Consider the following 17542-nt stretch of genomic DNA (forward strand, 5'->3'; position numbering starts at 1 on the left):
CAGCAACAAAAAAACCGCCTATTACGGCGGTTTTGCTTAAAGAATACTGATTAAAGGTTTGGACCTGTCGATGGTCTGTGTGGTTGGTTATTCCGCAGTTGCTGCATCCCTTGAAACATTCGCATAAACCACACCAAGATGGCTAATGCAGCAAACACCATCCCTACCCAAGGAATAAAGTAAGCGATGGTTTCAAGCAAAGTACTATGCAACCAATAATCACTCACGCCAACGAGTACACCGTTAGAAGTCGCGACGGTGACGATCAACACAACAAAAAACGTCAGGTAGAGAAAGAAGGTGCGAATTAAACCGTAGTAATGAGAAATCACTACGTCGCTGTCTTCTCCCTTATCTAATCGGTAACCCGCATAGATAATTGCGATAACGCCTGAGATCAGAAACGTAAACGGGGTCAGACAGCTCAGGATGTACGCAACCCAAATCCCGTTATGAGGTTTGTTCATTCGCTTTCGCTCCTTTTACTTCCGTTTGTGCCGTATCTGTTTCACCCATCGCTTCTTTGGACTTCACTTCCTCATACCAAAGATCGTGATGCTCTTTCGCCCATGTTTCATCAACTTCACCTGTCACCATGCCTTCTAGCGCACCTTCCATACCGAATAGACCAATATAGATGTGGAAGATAAAGCCACAGATTAGAATCAGCGCCGAAATCGCATGAACTAAGTTAGAAAGCTCCATGTCACGGCGAGTTTGGCCAAAGATAGGAAAGTCCAGAACTAAGCCACTCACTGCCGCGATAGCACCAAAGAAGATTAACAACCAATAGATTGCCTTCTCACCACCGTTTGAGAAACCAGCTGACGGATGTGTGCCTTTGTATTTACCAACCATGCCGCCCATTTTCATAAACCAACGAACATCTGTCATGTTTGGAATCGACTTGCGCCACCATTTAAAGAGCACGAGCATCAGTAAAATGAAGAACAATGGTCCCATGTAATTGTGGTACTGCTTCGCCAACATGACGATAAAGCCCCAGAACTCAGTAGGAACGTACGGTTTTAAGAAGTGCTTACCGTAAACCAGCATCAAACCACTGAATGCCAGCATTAAGAATGTAAACGCCATACTCCAGTGAAGCGCGCGGTCTAAACGAGACCAACGCTTCATTTTTTTACCAGTACGCGGCTTGCTAAGCATCAAAGGACCAACGAATACGTAAGCCATGATTACCATTGCAATACTGCCGAAAATCGCGACAGCACCCGCTGGAGACATCCATTTCTCTTTTAGAATGTACCAAGTCTCACCAGGTTTACTGATCAATACGCCATGTTCTGGCGATTGAGACGTGGTGTAGCCTTCTTGCCCCTCTCTGACTTCGCGCCAATAGTCTGCCCCGGCGAGTTGCGTGATCTCCTGTTGAATAACTTTAGAAGATTGTTCCTCTGCTGAAGCAGGCATTGCGAAAGTCAGCAGCAATGCTGTCATCATTGACAGCATTGCTAAAGATGCACGTTTAAGCGTGTTTAACATGTGCCTCTCCTTACTTAGCTTTTCGTCGCATCGTAAGAAAGATCGTTTCCGTCTGTCCAACCTGCGTTTTTCGCGCCGCGTTCTACCACACGTTGACGGAAAATGTCAGATACTTTCTCTGCGTCACCCGCAAGCAGCGCTTTAGTTGAACAAAGCGATGCACACATCGGTAACTTGCCTTCTGCGATACGGTTCGCACCGTATTTTTGACGTTCTTCCTCAGAGCCAGGCTCTGTTTCTGGGCCGCCCGCGCAGAAAGTACATTTATCCATTTTGCCACGTTCACCAAACGCTTCTTGTTTAGGAAATTGAGGTGCGCCAAACGGACAAGCAAACAAACAGTAACCACAACCGATACACAGATCTTTATTGTGAAGAACGATGCCGTCTTCGGTATGTTCGAAACAGTCTGCTGGACAAACTGCCATACAAGGTGCATCGGTACAGTGCATACAAGCAACAGAGATAGAGTTTTCACCAGCTTCACCGTCGTTTAGTGTTACCACGCGGCGACGTTGAATGCCCCATTCAAGCGCATCGTCGTTTTCGTTCTTACATGCAGTAACACAGCCGTTACACTCGATACAGCGTTTGGTGTCACATAGAAATTTCATTCGTGCCATTGTCAGACTCCTTACGCTTTACGAATGTTACATAGGGTTACTTTGGTTTCCTGCATCAAGGTAACCGGGTCGTAACCGTAAGTGGTTGCCGTGTTAGCCGATTCGCCAACAACGTAAGGTTGTGTACCTTCTGGGTATTTAGGGCGTAGGTCTTCACCTTCGAACTTACCGCCAAAGTGGAACGGAATGAACGCCAAACCAGGTTTCACACGACGTGTTACCATCGCTTTCACCTTGATTCGTCCTTTCTCTGCACCTTCAACCCAAACATCATCACCATCTCTAAAGCCAAGATCGTTCGCGTCTTTCGGGTTCACTTCAACAAACATTTCTTGTTGAAGCTCGGCAAGCCAAGGGTTTGAACGCGTCTCTTCACCACCACCTTCGTATTCAACCAGACGGCCAGAAGTCAGAACGATTGGGTACTCGCCCGATTTGTCCTGCTCTTGAATGGATTTATACAACGTAGGTACACGGAAGATTGCATCTTTGTCTTCCCAAGTTGGGTAATCCGTTACAAGGTCACGACGTGGTGTGTAAAGTGGTTCACGATGCAGTGGCACACGGTCTGGGAACGTCCAAACAATCGCACGCGCTTTCGCGTTACCAAATGGAATACAACCGTGCTTGATCGCGACACGCTGAATACCGCCAGAAAGGTCAGTCTTCCAGTTTTTACCCTCTGCTGCCACTTTCTCTTCAGCAGTTAGGTCGTCCCACCAACCAAGTTGTTTCAATAACTTATCAGTGAACTCTGGGTAACCGTCTTTGATCTCACAGCCTTTCGAATAACTGTCTTCTGCAAGAAGGCTTTTGCCTTCGAATTCCACACCAAAGCGCGTACGGAAGTTACCGCCACCTTCTGCAACCGTCTTAGACGTATCGTACAGAATGTGTGTACCTGGGTGTTTCATTTCTGGTGTGCCCCAGCATGGCCAAGGTAGACCGTAGGTTTCACCGTTGACAGGGCCACCTTCCGCTTCCAATGTGGTTTTGTGGAACGTATGCCAGTTTTGTTGGTGCGCTTTCAAACGCTCTGGGCTTTGGCCTGTGTAACCAATCGTCCACATGCCTTTGTTGAATTCACGCGTTAGGTCTTCAATCACCGGCTGGTTGTTTTCAACACGGATGTTTTTGAACAGAAGATCGGAATAGCCCAGTTTCTTCGAAAGCAGGTACATGATTTCGTGGTCTGGTTTTGATTCAAACAAAGGTTCAATCACCTGCTCACGCCATTGTAGAGAACGGTTAGATGCGGTAACGCTGCCGTGTGTTTCAAACTGTGTTGTTGCAGGAAGCAGGTAAACGCCGTCGGTACGGTCGTTCATTACCGCAGCAACCGTTGGGTAAGGGTCCACAATCACCATCATGTCCAACTTCTGCATCGCTTTTTTCATCTCAACACCACGTGTTTGAGAGTTCACTGCGTGTCCCCAGTAGAACATTGCACGGATGTTTTCGCGCTGACGAATGTTGTCTTTGTTCTCCAGTACACCATCAACCCAACGAGATACAGGAATACCTGCACTGTGCATTGGTTTCTGACCGCTGTAAGCGTTGTCATCGAAACGACCTTTGATCCATTCGTAATCGATTTCCCACACTTTTGACCAATGACGCCAAGCGCCTTCAGAAAGGCCGTAGTAGCCCGGTAGCGTGTCAGAAAGTACGCCAAGGTCGGTTGCGCCTTGTACGTTATCGTGACCACGGAAGATGTTTGCGCCGCCGCCTGATTTACCAATGTTACCAAGCGCTAGCTCAAGCACACAGTAAGCACGTGTGTTGTTGTTACCAGTAGTATGCTGAGTACCACCCATACACCAAATAATACAGCCTGGGCGATTTTCAGAAAGCAGTTTTGCTGTTTGGTAAACGTCTTCTTCGCTTACGCCTGTTACGCGCTCAACTTCTGCTGGCGTCCATTTCGCCACTTCAGCACGGATCTCATCCATACCGAATACACGTTGACGGATGAACTCTTTATCTTCCCATTGGTTTTCGAAGATGTGCCACAACACACCCCAAATGAATGCTACGTCAGAACCAGGACGAAGTGATACATAGTGATCCGATTTTGCTGCCGTACGTGTACGACGAGGATCTGCTACGACGATCTTACAGTTGTTCTTCTCTTTTGCGATCAGAATGTGCTGCATCGCTACTGGGTGTGCTTCAGCTGGGTTTGAACCAATGAATAGCATCGACTTACAGTTGTGCATGTCATTGAAAGAGTTGGTCATCGCACCGTAACCCCAAGTATTCGCTACACCAGCCACGGTTGTTGAGTGACAAATACGCGCTTGGTGGTCAACGTTGTTCGTACCCCAAAGTGATGCCATTTTGCGGAACAAGTACGCTTGTTCGTTGCTGTGCTTTGCGCTTCCCAAGAAGTAAACCGAATCAGGGCCAGACTCTTTGCGGATGTCCATCACCTTGTTACCGATTTCTTCGATCGCTTGATCCCAAGAAAGCTTTTTCCACTTACCGTTTTCAAGCTTCATTGGGTATTTAAGACGGCGCTCACCGTGACCATGTTCACGCAGTGCTGCGCCTTTTGCACAGTGACCACCCGCGTTAAATGGGTGGTCGAATGCAGGCTCTTGACCCGTCCAAACACCATTTTGAACTTCTGCGTAAATACCACAACCCACTGAACAGTGAGAACAGATAGTACGTTTTACTTCTGTTTTCGCTTCTGGATCGACTGATTTTGCTTGCGCTTTTTTCATCATTCCCGGTGCGAATAGACTAGCACCAACCACTGCGCCACCAGCGGCAAGCGAAGTGTTTTTCATGAATGCACGACGAGATACGCCAAGCTGGTTCGTTTCTTTGCTCACACTGTCGGAGCGTTTGACAAGTTTCATCCGTTATCTCCTAAAGTGTGTCGTAGTAATCGCGAATGTGTTGAGTTTCACGATACCCTTTCTTCTTCACGTCGTTTTCAGAAGGCTCAACCGTTTCTGAAGCAACGGCCACTTTCGTGGTTCCCGCAACAACAGCGCCGGCAACGGCAGCGGTTGTGAAGCCTTTTAGGAGATCCCTACGGCTTGTGTTTATTTCTTTATTATCTTTCATCATTGCTTCCTTACCTTACGGTAGATCTTTGGAGACTCATGCCTCTCTATCGATATGACCAAGTACTGCTCGATTACTCGTAATCAGTGACGTTTTTCACATCAATTTTTAATTTGTTCTTACTACTTTTGGTGTTCACGCTAAAGCGCACTTGCTCTAACGTTAAAAACGCATCGCAAAGCTGTGCAGCTGGCTTGTAGAAGTTCACGCTTTCTGCGCTCTCTAGTTGGCGCGTAAAAGATTGGAACCAAGGGGCGATGTGTTTGTTAAACACCGCTTGTTGAAGTTCTTCCTCTTCACCTGTCAGCATTGCCATCACTTCGCACAGTGCAGAAATATGGTCTTCAGGCTCTTTCACGTTCTCTTCTCGTTCGATGCCTAAAAGATCCAAATCGCGACGAATTTCCGCTAACGGTTTTTCCATCATCGAGCCCGTGCGATGCCAAGATCCGAATGGCACAACTTCACCACGGCCGATTCCAATAAACAGATCTTGATATTCTTCTTCTAACGCTTCTCGTTGCGCTTCGTTCGCGGCTTGTTGCAGTCCGAGCCAAGCTTTTTGCATCGCGCTCTCAGACGGTTCAATTTCTAGCGACTTCAGGAACGCCAGCATTTCATCACTAGGCGCACTACGAAAAAGTGCAGATAGAACGAGATAAATGTCTGTTCTCAGTGTTTGTTCTTGTTGTGTGTCCACTGCGAGCTCCTAGTATTTCAGTTGTTTCATTGGGTCTTCTGCCATCGACTCAAACATGTCGATCACACGGCAGTCTTCACACATCGCGATACGATTGATCGCCGCTTCATCAGAGAAATGAGAGTGACCGCGTAACTTGTTTTGTAGCATGTCGATCATCGATTGCGGAGCAAAAGGCTTGTGACAACGAATGCACTCGGCTGCCTTTTCTTCATGAATCACAACCGCTTTCTGGCGTTCTTCTTTCACCCAGTTCATACGAGGAGTAAGCGTCAGCACTTTCTCTGGACACGCTTTCTCGCACAGCCCACATTGAATGCAGTCTTGCTCGACGAATTTAAGCGACGGAGATCGACCGTCCGTATGCAATGCACGTGTTGGACAAACTGCCACACAGCTCATACACAACGTACAATCTTTGCTCTCACAAGAAACATTGCCGTAAGGCGCGTTTGCTGGCAGCTCAACAATGTTCTCGACTGGAATACGAGAAGACGACAACGCATCCAACGCCGTAAATAGACGCTGACGTTTGTTGCCTTGCAAGTCTCCTAATGCCAAATCAAAAGACTCGGTACAAAGTGTCGGAGCACCTTCACGTAGTGACTCTAGATACAGAATGTCGATGGTTTCTTTGGCGATACCAAGCTGACCGAGCAGCTCTTGAGCAATACCTACTTCGCTATTAAGCACACGAATAATGGTTTGAGGCATAAAACGTGAAGCCGTAAACAGCACCTGAGTAGCACCATTCACAAGCGCGGCGAACCAAGTATCAATACCAACCGAAGGCAGTTCTTCCACCACAATTGGAATCACATTATCTGGCAGTGCTTTTAGTGCCATCACGTTGTAGCTCTCGTGGCGAGAACTACAAATCAATACGATAGGATCTAAACCACCCGCTTGCTCATAGTTGGCGAGCGTACGTTCAATAAACTTTTGCGTATCTTCAGGGTTTGGCAGTGCGTAATGAATCGCTTCTGTCGGACACGCTGTAGCACAAGTCCCCACGCCTTGACATAGGTATGGGTTGATCTCGATGCGATGGCCCGTTCTGTCGCTGCCTTCACTCGATAGTGCCCCTGCCGGACAAGCATCCACACACCGTTCGCAACCTTTTACGCCACGAGAGCTGTGTGCACATAAATCGGTATCTAAACGGAAGAATTTCGGTTTATCGAACGTCCCCATTAAGGTTGGAATCTCTTCCAACGCTTCAGCCAGTTTCGGATAGCCACGACCTACTGGGTAGTAGCCCGGTACTGGGACTTCTTCCGACATGCAGCTGTTAAGGCAAAGATCGAGTACGATATCGAAACAATCGCTATTGATCGCGACCTTGGCAAGATTGTTGGTCGAACCATGATTTTCAATCAGAACTTCAAACGTACCTAAGAACCCTGAAACCTGAACCGAATTGGCGTAATAAAGCTCGGGATTTGTGCCCTTTTCGCCATCGGTAGAAAGCAGCGTTAGGCTGTTCATTTGCGACAATTGCGCTGCCGCACTTTCGATGATTGCTGTTGGGCCCACAATCAAAGTATTACCGCCGCTTTCATAGCTTACGGTTGGTGGAATAAGATTGGTCAACTCTACGGTATTTTCGAAAGCGTACAGCCTCGCTTTACCGTTATTGGAAGTTGCTTGTTCTAATAATTGTTTCAGCATTGCTCAATTCCATTTATGAACATGGATAGTCTTTTCCATCTCTTAGTGTAGTTAGCGCCGGAGATTCTGCTGATTAACTTATCAATGAGCATTCTTATTCCGCCATCTATAGGCGATGAATACTACGCAGTGCGTCCGTACTAACTTCAACCAGATTGGTATTGAGCAACAGATAGCAAGTGTCATGCCAATAAAATATCAACTAAAAATCAATAGGTTATCAACTTTACTGACAAATAGTAGGGATAAAAAAACCGGTTGAGACATTTTGTCTCAGCCGGCTCATTGAGTGTTTAGTCAAAATGTACCTATTCTTTGTGTGGTATATTTTGTCTCACCTCGTTAGGCTGTGATTCTTCAGCAAAAGTATCACTTTCGCCAGGAACTGTATTTATATACAGTTCATTTTCATCTTGAGTAATTTGGCCACTTTTGTCGGTGTTTGACTCTGCGTCTTCAACTACCTCAGATGCGATATCGTTAGCGTTAAGCTCAGACCCTTGCGCAGTTTCAGCGTCTGGTTCGTCTTCCACTTTGTCTTTAACCCAATCACGCAGCGTCTCAGCGACGTCTTGAGAAAGTGACTTTAAGTTACTGTAATCATCATCGTAATCGTCTAGGCCGTCACGCACGTTAAATTCTTCGGACAAGAACATTTTGCGCAGCGCAGCTTTCTTGACGCTTTCTGAGGCTTCAGAAACCAGCAGTTGCGCCACAGACATTTCTTCGGTTTTTTCAGTCTCTACACTCGCGGTAATGTCTGGAGCCTGACTATCCTCATTGACGTTCAAAGCATCTGAGCTTTCGTCAGCGTTTGAAAGCGCTGTGACACTATCTTCGGATTGCGCCGTCTCTGCTATCGGCGTGATCTCTTCATCATGTTGGGAAGATTCTTCTAACTTACGTTTCGACCAACGGCTTAAAAAACTAGTTGCCATTTGCTCTGCCCGCTCCTTTGCGTTTCTTACGTCTTACTTCTAACAACTCACCGTGGCGACCGATAAAGGCTTCCATCCAAGCCTGAACGGCTAACGGCATATCGTTAGATAGTACAAGGTTATCACCATCCATATATTGCGCCGCAACAGATTGTGAAGCCGTCAGTAACTGTATCGCTGGTTTTTCACCAGACTCGACGTTATCCATCACTAAAAAGAGTTTAGGTTGCTGAGAGCTTAAGTTAAAGCGGTAGTCTGTACGCTCGTCTTTATGTAATTGCAACAGACAAACATCTGGAGTCTCTTCCGTCGGATTCAGCGCAAATCCTGTCAACTGCCATTGGGTTGTCACCCAAATCCCTGTACTGATCTCATGCTCAACAAGCTCTACGCCGATTGGCCATGTATCCTCAGTCTTTTCGTAATTTTTTTCGAAATCTTTCTTATCCGACATAACTCACCCAGTCTTTCTATTTTTGGTCTGAAAACACACAGGACATTTTGCCCCCGTTTTCGACCATTTTTATTGTCTTCGAAGCAATAAACGCGCCAAGCTGATATAACTTAGTCTATATACTCCCTCAGGCTATAAGTACCAAACTAGACGAAACTCAAATGTATTGATGTGTCATTACTGCGAACTCGCAGTTTTAATGCATTGTTGACATAAAACCTCGCAATTTCTGTGGGAACCGCTATTTTGGAATGAGATTTGCTTTGCTAACCACTTAGCAAGCTAAATGCGTAGCAACCTAACGCTCTTAATCACTAGGACACGACTGTGCTGAAACCAAATATTATTAAAACCAGTGAAAATCCCCTGCAAACCATTGAAGTCGATGTGTACGACGAGTACGGCGAAAAGCTCACGAAGCAAATCGCTTGCGAGCGTCCTCTTACGGTCATGCTGAACTGGAAAGAAGTGGTCACGCTCATGACGCTAGGTTCGCGTCCAGAAGCACTAGTACTCGGTTATTTAAAAAACCAAAGCTTCCTGTCCGATCCAGCCGCGATCGAATCCGTTATTATTGACTGGGAAACGCATTCCGCAGCGGTGATTACTAAAGAAAACACTGAGCACTTAGAAGGCGCCCTGAAAAAGAAAACCGTCACCTCAGGTTGTGGCCAAGGCACTATGTATGGCAACGTGATGAAGCAGCTTGAAAATTATCAAGTGCCTCAAGTTTCTCTTAAGCAGTCAGAAATTTATTCTGCGCTGGAAGCGTTAACTCATTACAACGACACCTACAAAAAAGCGGGCGCAGTACACGGCTGTGCGGTTTGCAAAGGTAATGAAGTGTTGTCATTTGTGGAAGATGTCGGCCGTCACAACGCAGTGGATACACTTGCAGGTGAGATGTGGCTCAAAGAAGAAACAGGTGAAGATAAAATTTTCTACACAACTGGTCGCCTTACATCAGAGATGGTGATTAAAGTGGCTCAAATGGGCATTCCTGTTCTGCTTTCTCGCTCTGGCGTTACTCAAATGGGGTTAGATCTAGCGAAGCAATTTGGTATTACGACCATTGCGCGTGCGAAAGGTTTGCGCTTCCAAGTGTTTACAGGAGCCGACAAGGTTGAATTTGATGTAAAAGGCAACCAATAACACCTTTTCAGTGTAAACTAAAACCAATAATGCGGATTCACAGAGGATGTGGACTATGAATAATGACCAATTGTGGAATTTTCTGCTTACGCCCAGCGGTATCATGCTTTCTATGATTATTACCTTTGGCGTAGTCGGAATCTATGCGTATATAACAGGTCAGTTTAAGGATTAAGGCCAAATATAAAAAAAGCCTCGCTAAATAGCGAGGCTTTTGCTTTTTAAACGCTTTGCGAGTAATTACGCGTCAACGCCACGAGATTTTAGGAACTCAGAGTAAGTGCCTTTAAAGTCTGTGATTTTACCATCTCGGATTTCGATAATACGCGTTGCTAGCGAGTCTACGAATACACGGTCGTGAGAGACGAAGAACAACGTGCCTTTGTATTGCTCAAGCGCCGTGTTCAAAGATTCAATTGATTCCATGTCCATGTGGTTGGTTGGTTCGTCCATTAGCAGCATGTTTGGCTTGTGCATCATTAACTTACCAAGCAGCATACGACCTTGCTCACCACCAGACAGTACTTTTACTGACTTCTTAATGTCATCTTGACCAAACAGCATACGACCAAGGAAACCACGAACGACTTGCTCGTCATCACCTTCTTGACGCCATTGACCCATCCAATCCGTTAGATTCATATCTTCTGCAAAGTCATGCGCGTGGTCTTGCGCGTAGTAACCGATGTTTGCATTTTCAGACCATTTGAACTCACCAGCACGCGGTTCAAGTACACCAGCAAGCGTGTTTAGAAGTGTTGTTTTACCCACACCATTTTCACCGATGATCGCAACGCGCTCTCCCACTTCAAAAATTGCATTGAAGTCTGAGAACAAGTCCTCTTCAAAACCTTGGCTCAGGTTTTCTACAATCAGAGCGTTACGGAACAGCTCTTTAGACTGTTCAAAACGAATGAATGGGTTTTGACGACTAGACGCTTTCACTTCGTCCAATTTGATCTTGTCGATTTGCTTCGCACGAGATGTCGCTTGTTTTGCTTTCGATGCGTTTGCAGAGAAACGCGCAACGAACGTTTGCAGCTCAGCGATTTGTGCTTTCTTCTTAGCGTTGTCGTTTAGTAGACGTTCGCGAGCTTGAGAAGCCGCCGTCATGTACTCGTCGTAGTTACCAGGGTAAACGCGTAGTTCACCGTAGTCCAAGTCAGCCATGTGTGTACATACTGAGTTTAGGAAGTGACGGTCGTGCGAAATGATGATCATTGTGCAGTTACGCGCGTTTAGCGTATCTTCCAACCAACGAATTGTGTCCATGTCCAAGTTGTTGGTAGGTTCGTCAAGAAGCATCACATCTGGGTCTGCGAATAGAACCTGCGCTAGAAGCACACGAAGTTTCCAGCCTGGTGCTACTTCACTCATTAGACCGAAGTGTTGCTCCATTGGGATACCTACAGCAAGAAGAAGCTCGCCCGCTTTGGCTTCTGCCATGTAGCCGTCCATTTCAGCAAACTGAACTTCTAAGTCAGCCACTTTCATGCCGTCTTCTTCGCTCATTTCAGCAAGTGAGTAGATGCGGTCACGCTCTTTCTTCACTTCCCATAGCTCTTTATGACCCATGATAACGGTATCGATTACAGTAAATTCTTCGTAAGCGAACTGGTCCTGGTTCAGTTTTGCAACGCGCTCGTTTGGATCGTAGCTTACGTTACCGCTGGTTTGCTCAAGCTCGCCGCTGAGGATCTTCATAAAGGTTGATTTACCACAACCGTTAGCTCCAATTAAGCCGTAGCGATTGCCTTCGCCGAACTTAACTGAAATGTTTTCGAATAGCGGCTTAGCGCCGAATTGTTGAGTAATATTCGCTGTGGAGATCAAAACCTTTACCTTAGCAATTGGGGTGTATTTAGAAAAACCGGGCAACGGTACTTGTTCATGCTACATACTGCAAGTGTTGTTTTTATTAATTCACTCCAAGTGAAATCATTGTAAGGTTTCTAAGAAGCAAAAGCGTAAACATAAATGCGTCATCAAATACAAAAAAGAGCCACTATCGTCAGTGGCTCTTTTTCCATTAATTACTTCAAAAAAGTGACTAAGCGATGTTCGTCACCTCTAGGATCAGTTCGGCTTTTTTAGGTAAATAAATACTGAATTTACTGCCTTTTCCCCATTCAGACTCTGCTTTTAACTCACCACCCGTTTGGCTGAGAATACTTTGGGAGACCGATAGCCCTAACCCTGTGCCTTCTCGTTTCGTTGTGTAAAATGGCGAGAAGATTCGACTCAAGTTTTCTGGTTTAATACCGCAGCCCTCATCGATAACATGAATCGCGGCTCCTTTCACTTCGCCCTCTTCAATCCAGTCTTCACTGACTACTGTTAAAGTTCCTTTACCGCTCATTGCGTGAATGGCGTTCATTTGCAAATTAACTAAGATTTGTAGCAAGTGGTGACGGTTTATCTCAACGGACGTATGCGCTTGTAGGTCAGTCACAAACTCAACGTCGCGTTTCTTGGTGCCAGTTTTAACCAAGGTGATGCTTTCATCAATGATAGGATTGACATGTTGCCAAGTGATTTCATCTTGAACACCGCCTTGGCGACTGTATTGCAATAAACTGCGTGTGATATTGCGGATACGATCAATTTGCGCGTGAATCGCATCAATTTCTTCTTGTACTCGACTTGCATCGTCACCCAATTCAAAATGGATCAATTCTACGTTGCCAAGAATCACGGCGGTTGGGTTATTAATTTCGTGAGCAATCCCCGCGGTGAGTTCTCCCAGTGCTGCCAGTTTTTCATGAACAACGAGTTTGTCGCGAGTTTGGTTGAGCAATTGAATATGCAGCTCAAGATCTTGGGTTTTTTCTCTCAGGCTTGCCGTACGCTCTTGAACTTTGCATTCAAGTTGAGCTGCGGAGTTTTTCAGTTCAATTTTGCGCTCTTCTAGCGCGTCTAACATATCATCAAACTGTCTGGCTAACTGCGCAAGTTCATGATCGGCATCTAATCCTAACGGGCCAATCCGTTTTTCTTTACCTTGTTGGACCTGCTTCACCACTTTATGAATGCGTTCGATCGGTCGAAACAGATCATAAGAACCGCGATATACCATCACGCCGGAAACCAGCAATAACATAACCGTAATCAAGCTGATTTCGGCAATGTTCGTCATGTAGGCTTTAACGAATGGCCACATGAGGTAACCGGTATAAAGCATACCAATAACATTGTCGTATTGGTCTTTGATTGGTTGATACGCCGTAATATACCAAGCGTCATACACATAAGCGCGATCAACCCACTGTTCACCCTTAGAAAGTACTTGGTTATACACTTCTGCGCTCACGCGAGTGCCTATAGCGCGCCCTAGTCTATGATCGCTGTCTAGAGGAACGTTGGTACTCACACGCAAATCATCGAGAAATACCGTCAACGTACCCACAGGGCGAAGGCGGTCATTATCACTTAAGTAAATGAGATCGCGGATTTGATCCACCAGCACTGTGCTGTTGTTAAGGAGCAAACCACCATCAAGAAAGCCGATCAAATCGTTCGCTTGGCTGTATACCGGAATCACGGTTCGACTGACTAACCCACGCACTTCCCTGTCACCATCAGCAAGAATAGGCACTTCTGCTCGTTTGGCGAGTTCAGGATCGAGGCGTTCGAGTTCTTCTTTATTGAGTACATCAAAAAACGATTCGCGCTTGGTGAGATCCATAAAGCGGAATTTGTTTTCCATGGAATTAACGCGTTGGAAAGAGAGAAAATCTAAAGCATATCTTTTCTTCTGCTCTGTGACCCACTTTTGCAGGTCACCTTGTGGCATTCCTTTATTAATGCGAATACGGAAATCGTACGAATCGGCAAACGCCCGCACGTAATTGGCTTGCTTTTGCTGTAACAACGTTACACTGTTATTTGCAACACCAAGACGTTCCGAGACATCAAGCAGCGCATTTTGCCACGTGTAATGAATAGACCAATAAATGGTAATGCCGATCAGAGCTAACAATGTGAGGAAAATCGGCGCAGAGGTTAAGAATAACAAGCGATAACGCACCATGGTTTTAAAACGGTGCGTCCATTTTGACAATCCTTTGTGCTGTGGGCCGTTAGTCGGCATATTCCTCACCCTCAGAATCCCATTCTTTGTACTTACGTTCTAAGGTCTTGCGAGCTACGCCCAAGTCACGAGCAGCAGCAGACTTATTACCTTCATGCAAGTTAACGACTTGTTTAATATGTGCTTTCTCGACTTCTTTTAACGTCCAGCTGTTTGGATAGCCTTCGCCAGTAAATTCTTTGCCTTCTCTAAAGGTTGGTAACTCAGAAGAGTGAGAAACAGTAATCGATACATTAGGCAGTGAATGCCCGCCATTCAGCTCTCGCCAATAGTGTGCAGGTGGTTTGCCAAGCAAGATACAACGCTCAATCAAGTTTTTGAGCTCACGAATGTTTCCCGGCCAATCGTACTCACTCATGGCTTCCATATCCTCGTGAGCCCATTTGGGCGCAGGCATACCGAGCTCGCGCGTCAGCATGTTGCTGAAAAATGGCACCAACTCAAATAAGTCGGTTTTGCGCTCTCGCAGCGGACACACTTCAATTTTCAGAACGTTTAAACGGTAATAGAGGTCACTGCGGAAATTACCTTGATTGACCTCTTCTTGCAGATTACGGTTGGTGGCGGCAACAATACGGACATCAATACTGATCTCTCTTTCTGAACCGACAGGGCGAATCGTGCGCTGCTCTAACACACGCAATAATGATGCCTGCATTGCAAGTGGCATCTCCCCGATTTCGTCAAGAAATAAGGTGCCACCGTTAGCAACACGGAACAAACCTTCACGCGATTTTTTTGCACCGGTAAACGCGCCCGATGTATGACCAAACAACTCACTTTCTAAAAGCTCTGGTGCAATCGCACCGCAGTTGATTGGCACAAACGGGCCCGTTCGCCCACTCGCCTGGTGGATACCTCGTGCAACTAGCTCTTTACCTGTACCCGACTCACCTTCCACCAAAACAGAAGCGCGTGATGGTGCAAATTGGTTAATAAGTTGCTTAAGCAGACGCGTTTTTTCTGAGCCGCCGATGATCTCTGAGGTATTGTGACGCTGGTAATCGCGTGTCATGGCGTACTGCATGCGTTCGTTCAAACGGCGATCCATACAGCGACTGACCGCTTTTAACATCTGCTCAAGGTTGAATGGTTTGAGGATAAAGTCGGAAGCACCGAGCTGTAGCGCTCGAATGGCAATTTCTAAATCCGCATAACCCGTCATAAAAATCACATCGGCACGTTTGTCATCATCTTCAAACGCTTCTTCCCACTCAATTCCAGAACGCCCTGGCAGATTAATATCCAGTAAGATCAGATCATAATGTCGAGAATTACGCAGTTGTTCTGCTTCTTCGATGCTACCAGCTGTATCGACATGTGAAAAAAGCTTACCCAATGCCTTTTTCAAGATGGCTTGCATGCCTAATTCATCATCGACGACCAGTACGGAAAAGGCGCTATATTGTTGGTTTGTACTAAGATGGGATTGAGTAGACATATTTACCCCAGATGGATTTCGATGGGACAGAGTGTACCAAGTTTAAACAGAGATACCCTACAAAAAGTGCGACATTTTGTACCAACGCAAACTTTTATGCAAATAACCCCATGATTTAGTGCATAAACCAAGCACTTTAAGCTTGTAAAAGGTTGGCATCTTGTTTGCTATAAGGTCGATACGGAGCGCATTTAAGTGATCTCAGGATGTTGATGTTTGCTTATTCCAACACCCTAAGACAACTTGCGTATTACGCTAATCGCTCTCGTCCAAAAAGGCTTCTCCCTAAAACCTGGAGAGATTCCAAAGAATCATTGGAAAGGAACACATAAAAATGAAAAAAATTGCGCTAACTCTGGCTGCAACGTCTATCACGCTTGTAAGTTACTCTGCGTTTTCTGCTCAAGACGGAGAACATGTTCGCCTTGCAACCACAACCAGTACTTACCATTCAGGTTTACTTGATTACCTGCTTCCACAATTTGAAAAAGACACGGGCTACAAAGTCGATGTTATTGCTGCAGGTACGGGTAAAGCCTTAAAAATGGGCGAAAACGGTGACGTAGATTTGGTGATGACACATGCACCAAAAGCTGAAGGCGCATTTGTTGAGAAAGGCTACGGCGTTTTACCTCGCAAGCTAATGTACAACGACTTTGTGATTGTAGGCCCGAAAGCTGACCCAGCAACAATCAAAAATGACGAAGGCGTGTTAGATGTATTCAAAGAGATCGCAAACAAAAACGCAACGTTCATCTCTCGCGGCGATGATTCTGGTACGCACAAAAAAGAAATGGGCTTCTGGGCTCAAACTAAAATCGAACCGAACTTTGGTGGCTACCGTAGCGTAGGTCAAGGTATGGGCCCAACTCTAAACATGGCGTCTGAAATGCAAGGCTACACCATGACGGACCGCGGCACATGGCTGGCTTACCAAAACAAATTGGATCTAGAAATTCTGTTCCAAGGCGATGAAAAACTGTTTAACCCGTACCAAGTTATTCTTGTTAACCCTGAGCGTTACCCAACGATCAACTATCAAGGTGCGAAGGCATTCAGTGATTGGTTGGTAAACCCTCGCGGACAGGAACTTATCAATGGTTTCCGCCTAAACGGTAAACAACTGTTTGTTGCGAATGCTGAGAGCAAATAACGCAATATGAATCTTGCTGATACAACACTGGAAGCGCTTCGCTTACTGGTGAATTTTGATGCAGACCTATGGGAGATCGTTGCGGTCTCCTTTAGTGTTTCTATCACGGCAATATCCCTAGTGGTATTGCCGGCTATTTTGATGTCCTTTGTACTGGCGTATACCGACTTTCGCGGTAAATGGTTTTTGTTGTCGATCGTAAATACGCTGCAAGCGGTCCCTACCGTGGTGATTGGCCTGTTGCTGTACATGTTGCTGTCGCGTGCTGGCCCTTGGGGAGACTGGCAAATGCTGTTCACTCAGAAGGCAATGATCTTCGGCCAAATGGTGATCTGCTTCCCTGTTTTGGTATCGATGATGCATGGTGCATTACAATCTAGCGACCGTCGTGCAGTGGAAACTGCCATCACGCTGGGCGTCTCCATTCCGCGCTTGGCAGCTACGATGATTTGGGAAACCCGCTTTCCTCTACTTGCGGCTATCATTGCAGGGTTTTCACGTATCGTGACCGAGGTGGGCTGCTCAATGATGGTTGGTGGTAACATTATGGGCGTGACGCGAAATATTCCCACGGCTATCGCAATGGAAAGCAGTAAAGGTGCTTTTGCGCAAGGAGTTGCATTAGGAATTGTATTACTATCTTTAGCGTTGGCTCTAAACTTCTTCTTATCAAGTATGAGAGGCAAAGGCTACCTCAGAACATAGAACATGAAGCAAACAAACGACTCACCATTAACCC

Annotated in this window: 15 protein-coding genes; 3 read left to right on the top strand and 12 right to left on the bottom strand. The window is 46.0% G+C overall.

Annotated elements, in window-relative coordinates; all coding sequences use genetic code 11:
- Positions 1 to 50 precede the first annotated feature (50 nt).
- From R7E00_RS07105 to R7E00_RS07145, 9 genes are all read right to left on the bottom strand, one after another.
- Positions 51 to 467: a membrane protein gene (locus R7E00_RS07105; RefSeq protein ID WP_012841836.1), complete on the bottom strand. Its 417-nt coding sequence runs from the start codon at positions 465 to 467 to the stop codon at positions 51 to 53.
- Complete coding sequence (locus R7E00_RS07110; protein WP_318124418.1) at positions 451 to 1503, bottom strand: formate dehydrogenase subunit gamma; 1053 nt, start codon at positions 1501 to 1503, stop codon at positions 451 to 453. The genes R7E00_RS07105 and R7E00_RS07110 overlap by 17 nt, the downstream gene beginning before the upstream one ends.
- A 14-nt stretch (positions 1504 to 1517) precedes the next feature.
- Positions 1518 to 2126: a formate dehydrogenase FDH3 subunit beta gene (gene fdh3B, locus R7E00_RS07115; protein ID WP_005377536.1), complete on the bottom strand. Its 609-nt coding sequence runs from the start codon at positions 2124 to 2126 to the stop codon at positions 1518 to 1520.
- A gap of 11 nt (positions 2127 to 2137) precedes the next feature.
- Complete coding sequence (locus R7E00_RS07120) at positions 2138 to 4993, bottom strand: formate dehydrogenase subunit alpha (RefSeq protein ID WP_213885307.1); 2856 nt, start codon at positions 4991 to 4993, stop codon at positions 2138 to 2140.
- A gap of 10 nt (positions 4994 to 5003) precedes the next feature.
- Entirely contained in the window at positions 5004 to 5204 is a 201-nt protein-coding gene (locus tag R7E00_RS07125; RefSeq protein ID WP_005377542.1) for a twin-arginine translocation signal domain-containing protein, read from the bottom strand.
- A 73-nt stretch (positions 5205 to 5277) separates the two neighbouring features.
- Positions 5278 to 5904, bottom strand: a complete 627-nt coding sequence (locus R7E00_RS07130; protein ID WP_213885308.1) for a molecular chaperone — start codon at positions 5902 to 5904, stop codon at positions 5278 to 5280.
- A 9-nt stretch (positions 5905 to 5913) separates the two neighbouring features.
- The gene (locus tag R7E00_RS07135) at positions 5914 to 7575 is read right to left on the bottom strand and encodes a 4Fe-4S dicluster domain-containing protein (RefSeq protein ID WP_205390876.1); all 1662 of its coding nucleotides are present in this window, start codon (positions 7573 to 7575) and stop codon (positions 5914 to 5916) included.
- Positions 7576 to 7883: 308 nt separating this feature from the next.
- Positions 7884 to 8513 (bottom strand): DUF3306 domain-containing protein, encoded by a 630-nt coding sequence (locus tag R7E00_RS07140; RefSeq protein ID WP_115385977.1) that lies wholly within the window; start codon positions 8511 to 8513, stop codon positions 7884 to 7886.
- Positions 8503 to 8967, bottom strand: a complete 465-nt coding sequence (locus R7E00_RS07145; protein WP_005389514.1) for a DUF3305 domain-containing protein — start codon at positions 8965 to 8967, stop codon at positions 8503 to 8505. Before R7E00_RS07145 ends, R7E00_RS07140 begins: the two co-directional genes overlap by 11 nt.
- A 327-nt stretch (positions 8968 to 9294) precedes the next feature.
- Between R7E00_RS07145 and R7E00_RS07150 the strand changes: the two genes are divergently transcribed.
- A complete protein-coding gene (locus R7E00_RS07150) occupies positions 9295 to 10119 on the top strand; it encodes a formate dehydrogenase accessory sulfurtransferase FdhD (protein ID WP_005377552.1) in 825 nt (274 codons plus the stop codon).
- A gap of 240 nt (positions 10120 to 10359) precedes the next feature.
- Here R7E00_RS07150 and R7E00_RS07155 read toward each other — a convergent pair whose 3' ends face one another.
- From R7E00_RS07155 to R7E00_RS07165, 3 genes are all read right to left on the bottom strand, one after another.
- A complete protein-coding gene (locus tag R7E00_RS07155) occupies positions 10360 to 11952 on the bottom strand; it encodes an ABC-F family ATPase (RefSeq protein WP_025766654.1) in 1593 nt (530 codons plus the stop codon).
- Positions 11953 to 12169: 217 nt separating this feature from the next.
- Positions 12170 to 14209, bottom strand: coding sequence for a cache domain-containing protein (locus tag R7E00_RS07160; protein WP_137281988.1), 2040 nt, complete (start codon positions 14207 to 14209; stop codon positions 12170 to 12172).
- Positions 14199 to 15650 carry a sigma-54-dependent transcriptional regulator gene (locus R7E00_RS07165; RefSeq protein WP_136977097.1) on the bottom strand — a complete coding sequence of 484 codons (1452 nt, stop codon included), beginning with the start codon at positions 15648 to 15650 and terminating at the stop codon, positions 14199 to 14201. The genes R7E00_RS07160 and R7E00_RS07165 overlap by 11 nt, the downstream gene beginning before the upstream one ends.
- A 334-nt stretch (positions 15651 to 15984) precedes the next feature.
- On the opposite strand from R7E00_RS07165, the gene R7E00_RS07170 reads away from it, so the two are divergent.
- Together R7E00_RS07170 and R7E00_RS07175 are read left to right on the top strand one after the other, a co-directional pair.
- A complete protein-coding gene (locus R7E00_RS07170; RefSeq protein ID WP_005389522.1) occupies positions 15985 to 16803 on the top strand; it encodes a substrate-binding domain-containing protein in 819 nt (272 codons plus the stop codon).
- 6 nt (positions 16804 to 16809) lie between these two features.
- Complete coding sequence (locus R7E00_RS07175) at positions 16810 to 17508, top strand: ABC transporter permease (RefSeq protein ID WP_005389524.1); 699 nt, start codon at positions 16810 to 16812, stop codon at positions 17506 to 17508.
- Positions 17509 to 17542: the final 34 nt, after the last annotated feature.

Origin of the sequence: Vibrio sp. Vb1755, from assembly GCF_033338635.1 — a bacterium.
GTDB lineage: Bacteria > Pseudomonadota > Gammaproteobacteria > Enterobacterales > Vibrionaceae > Vibrio > Vibrio alginolyticus.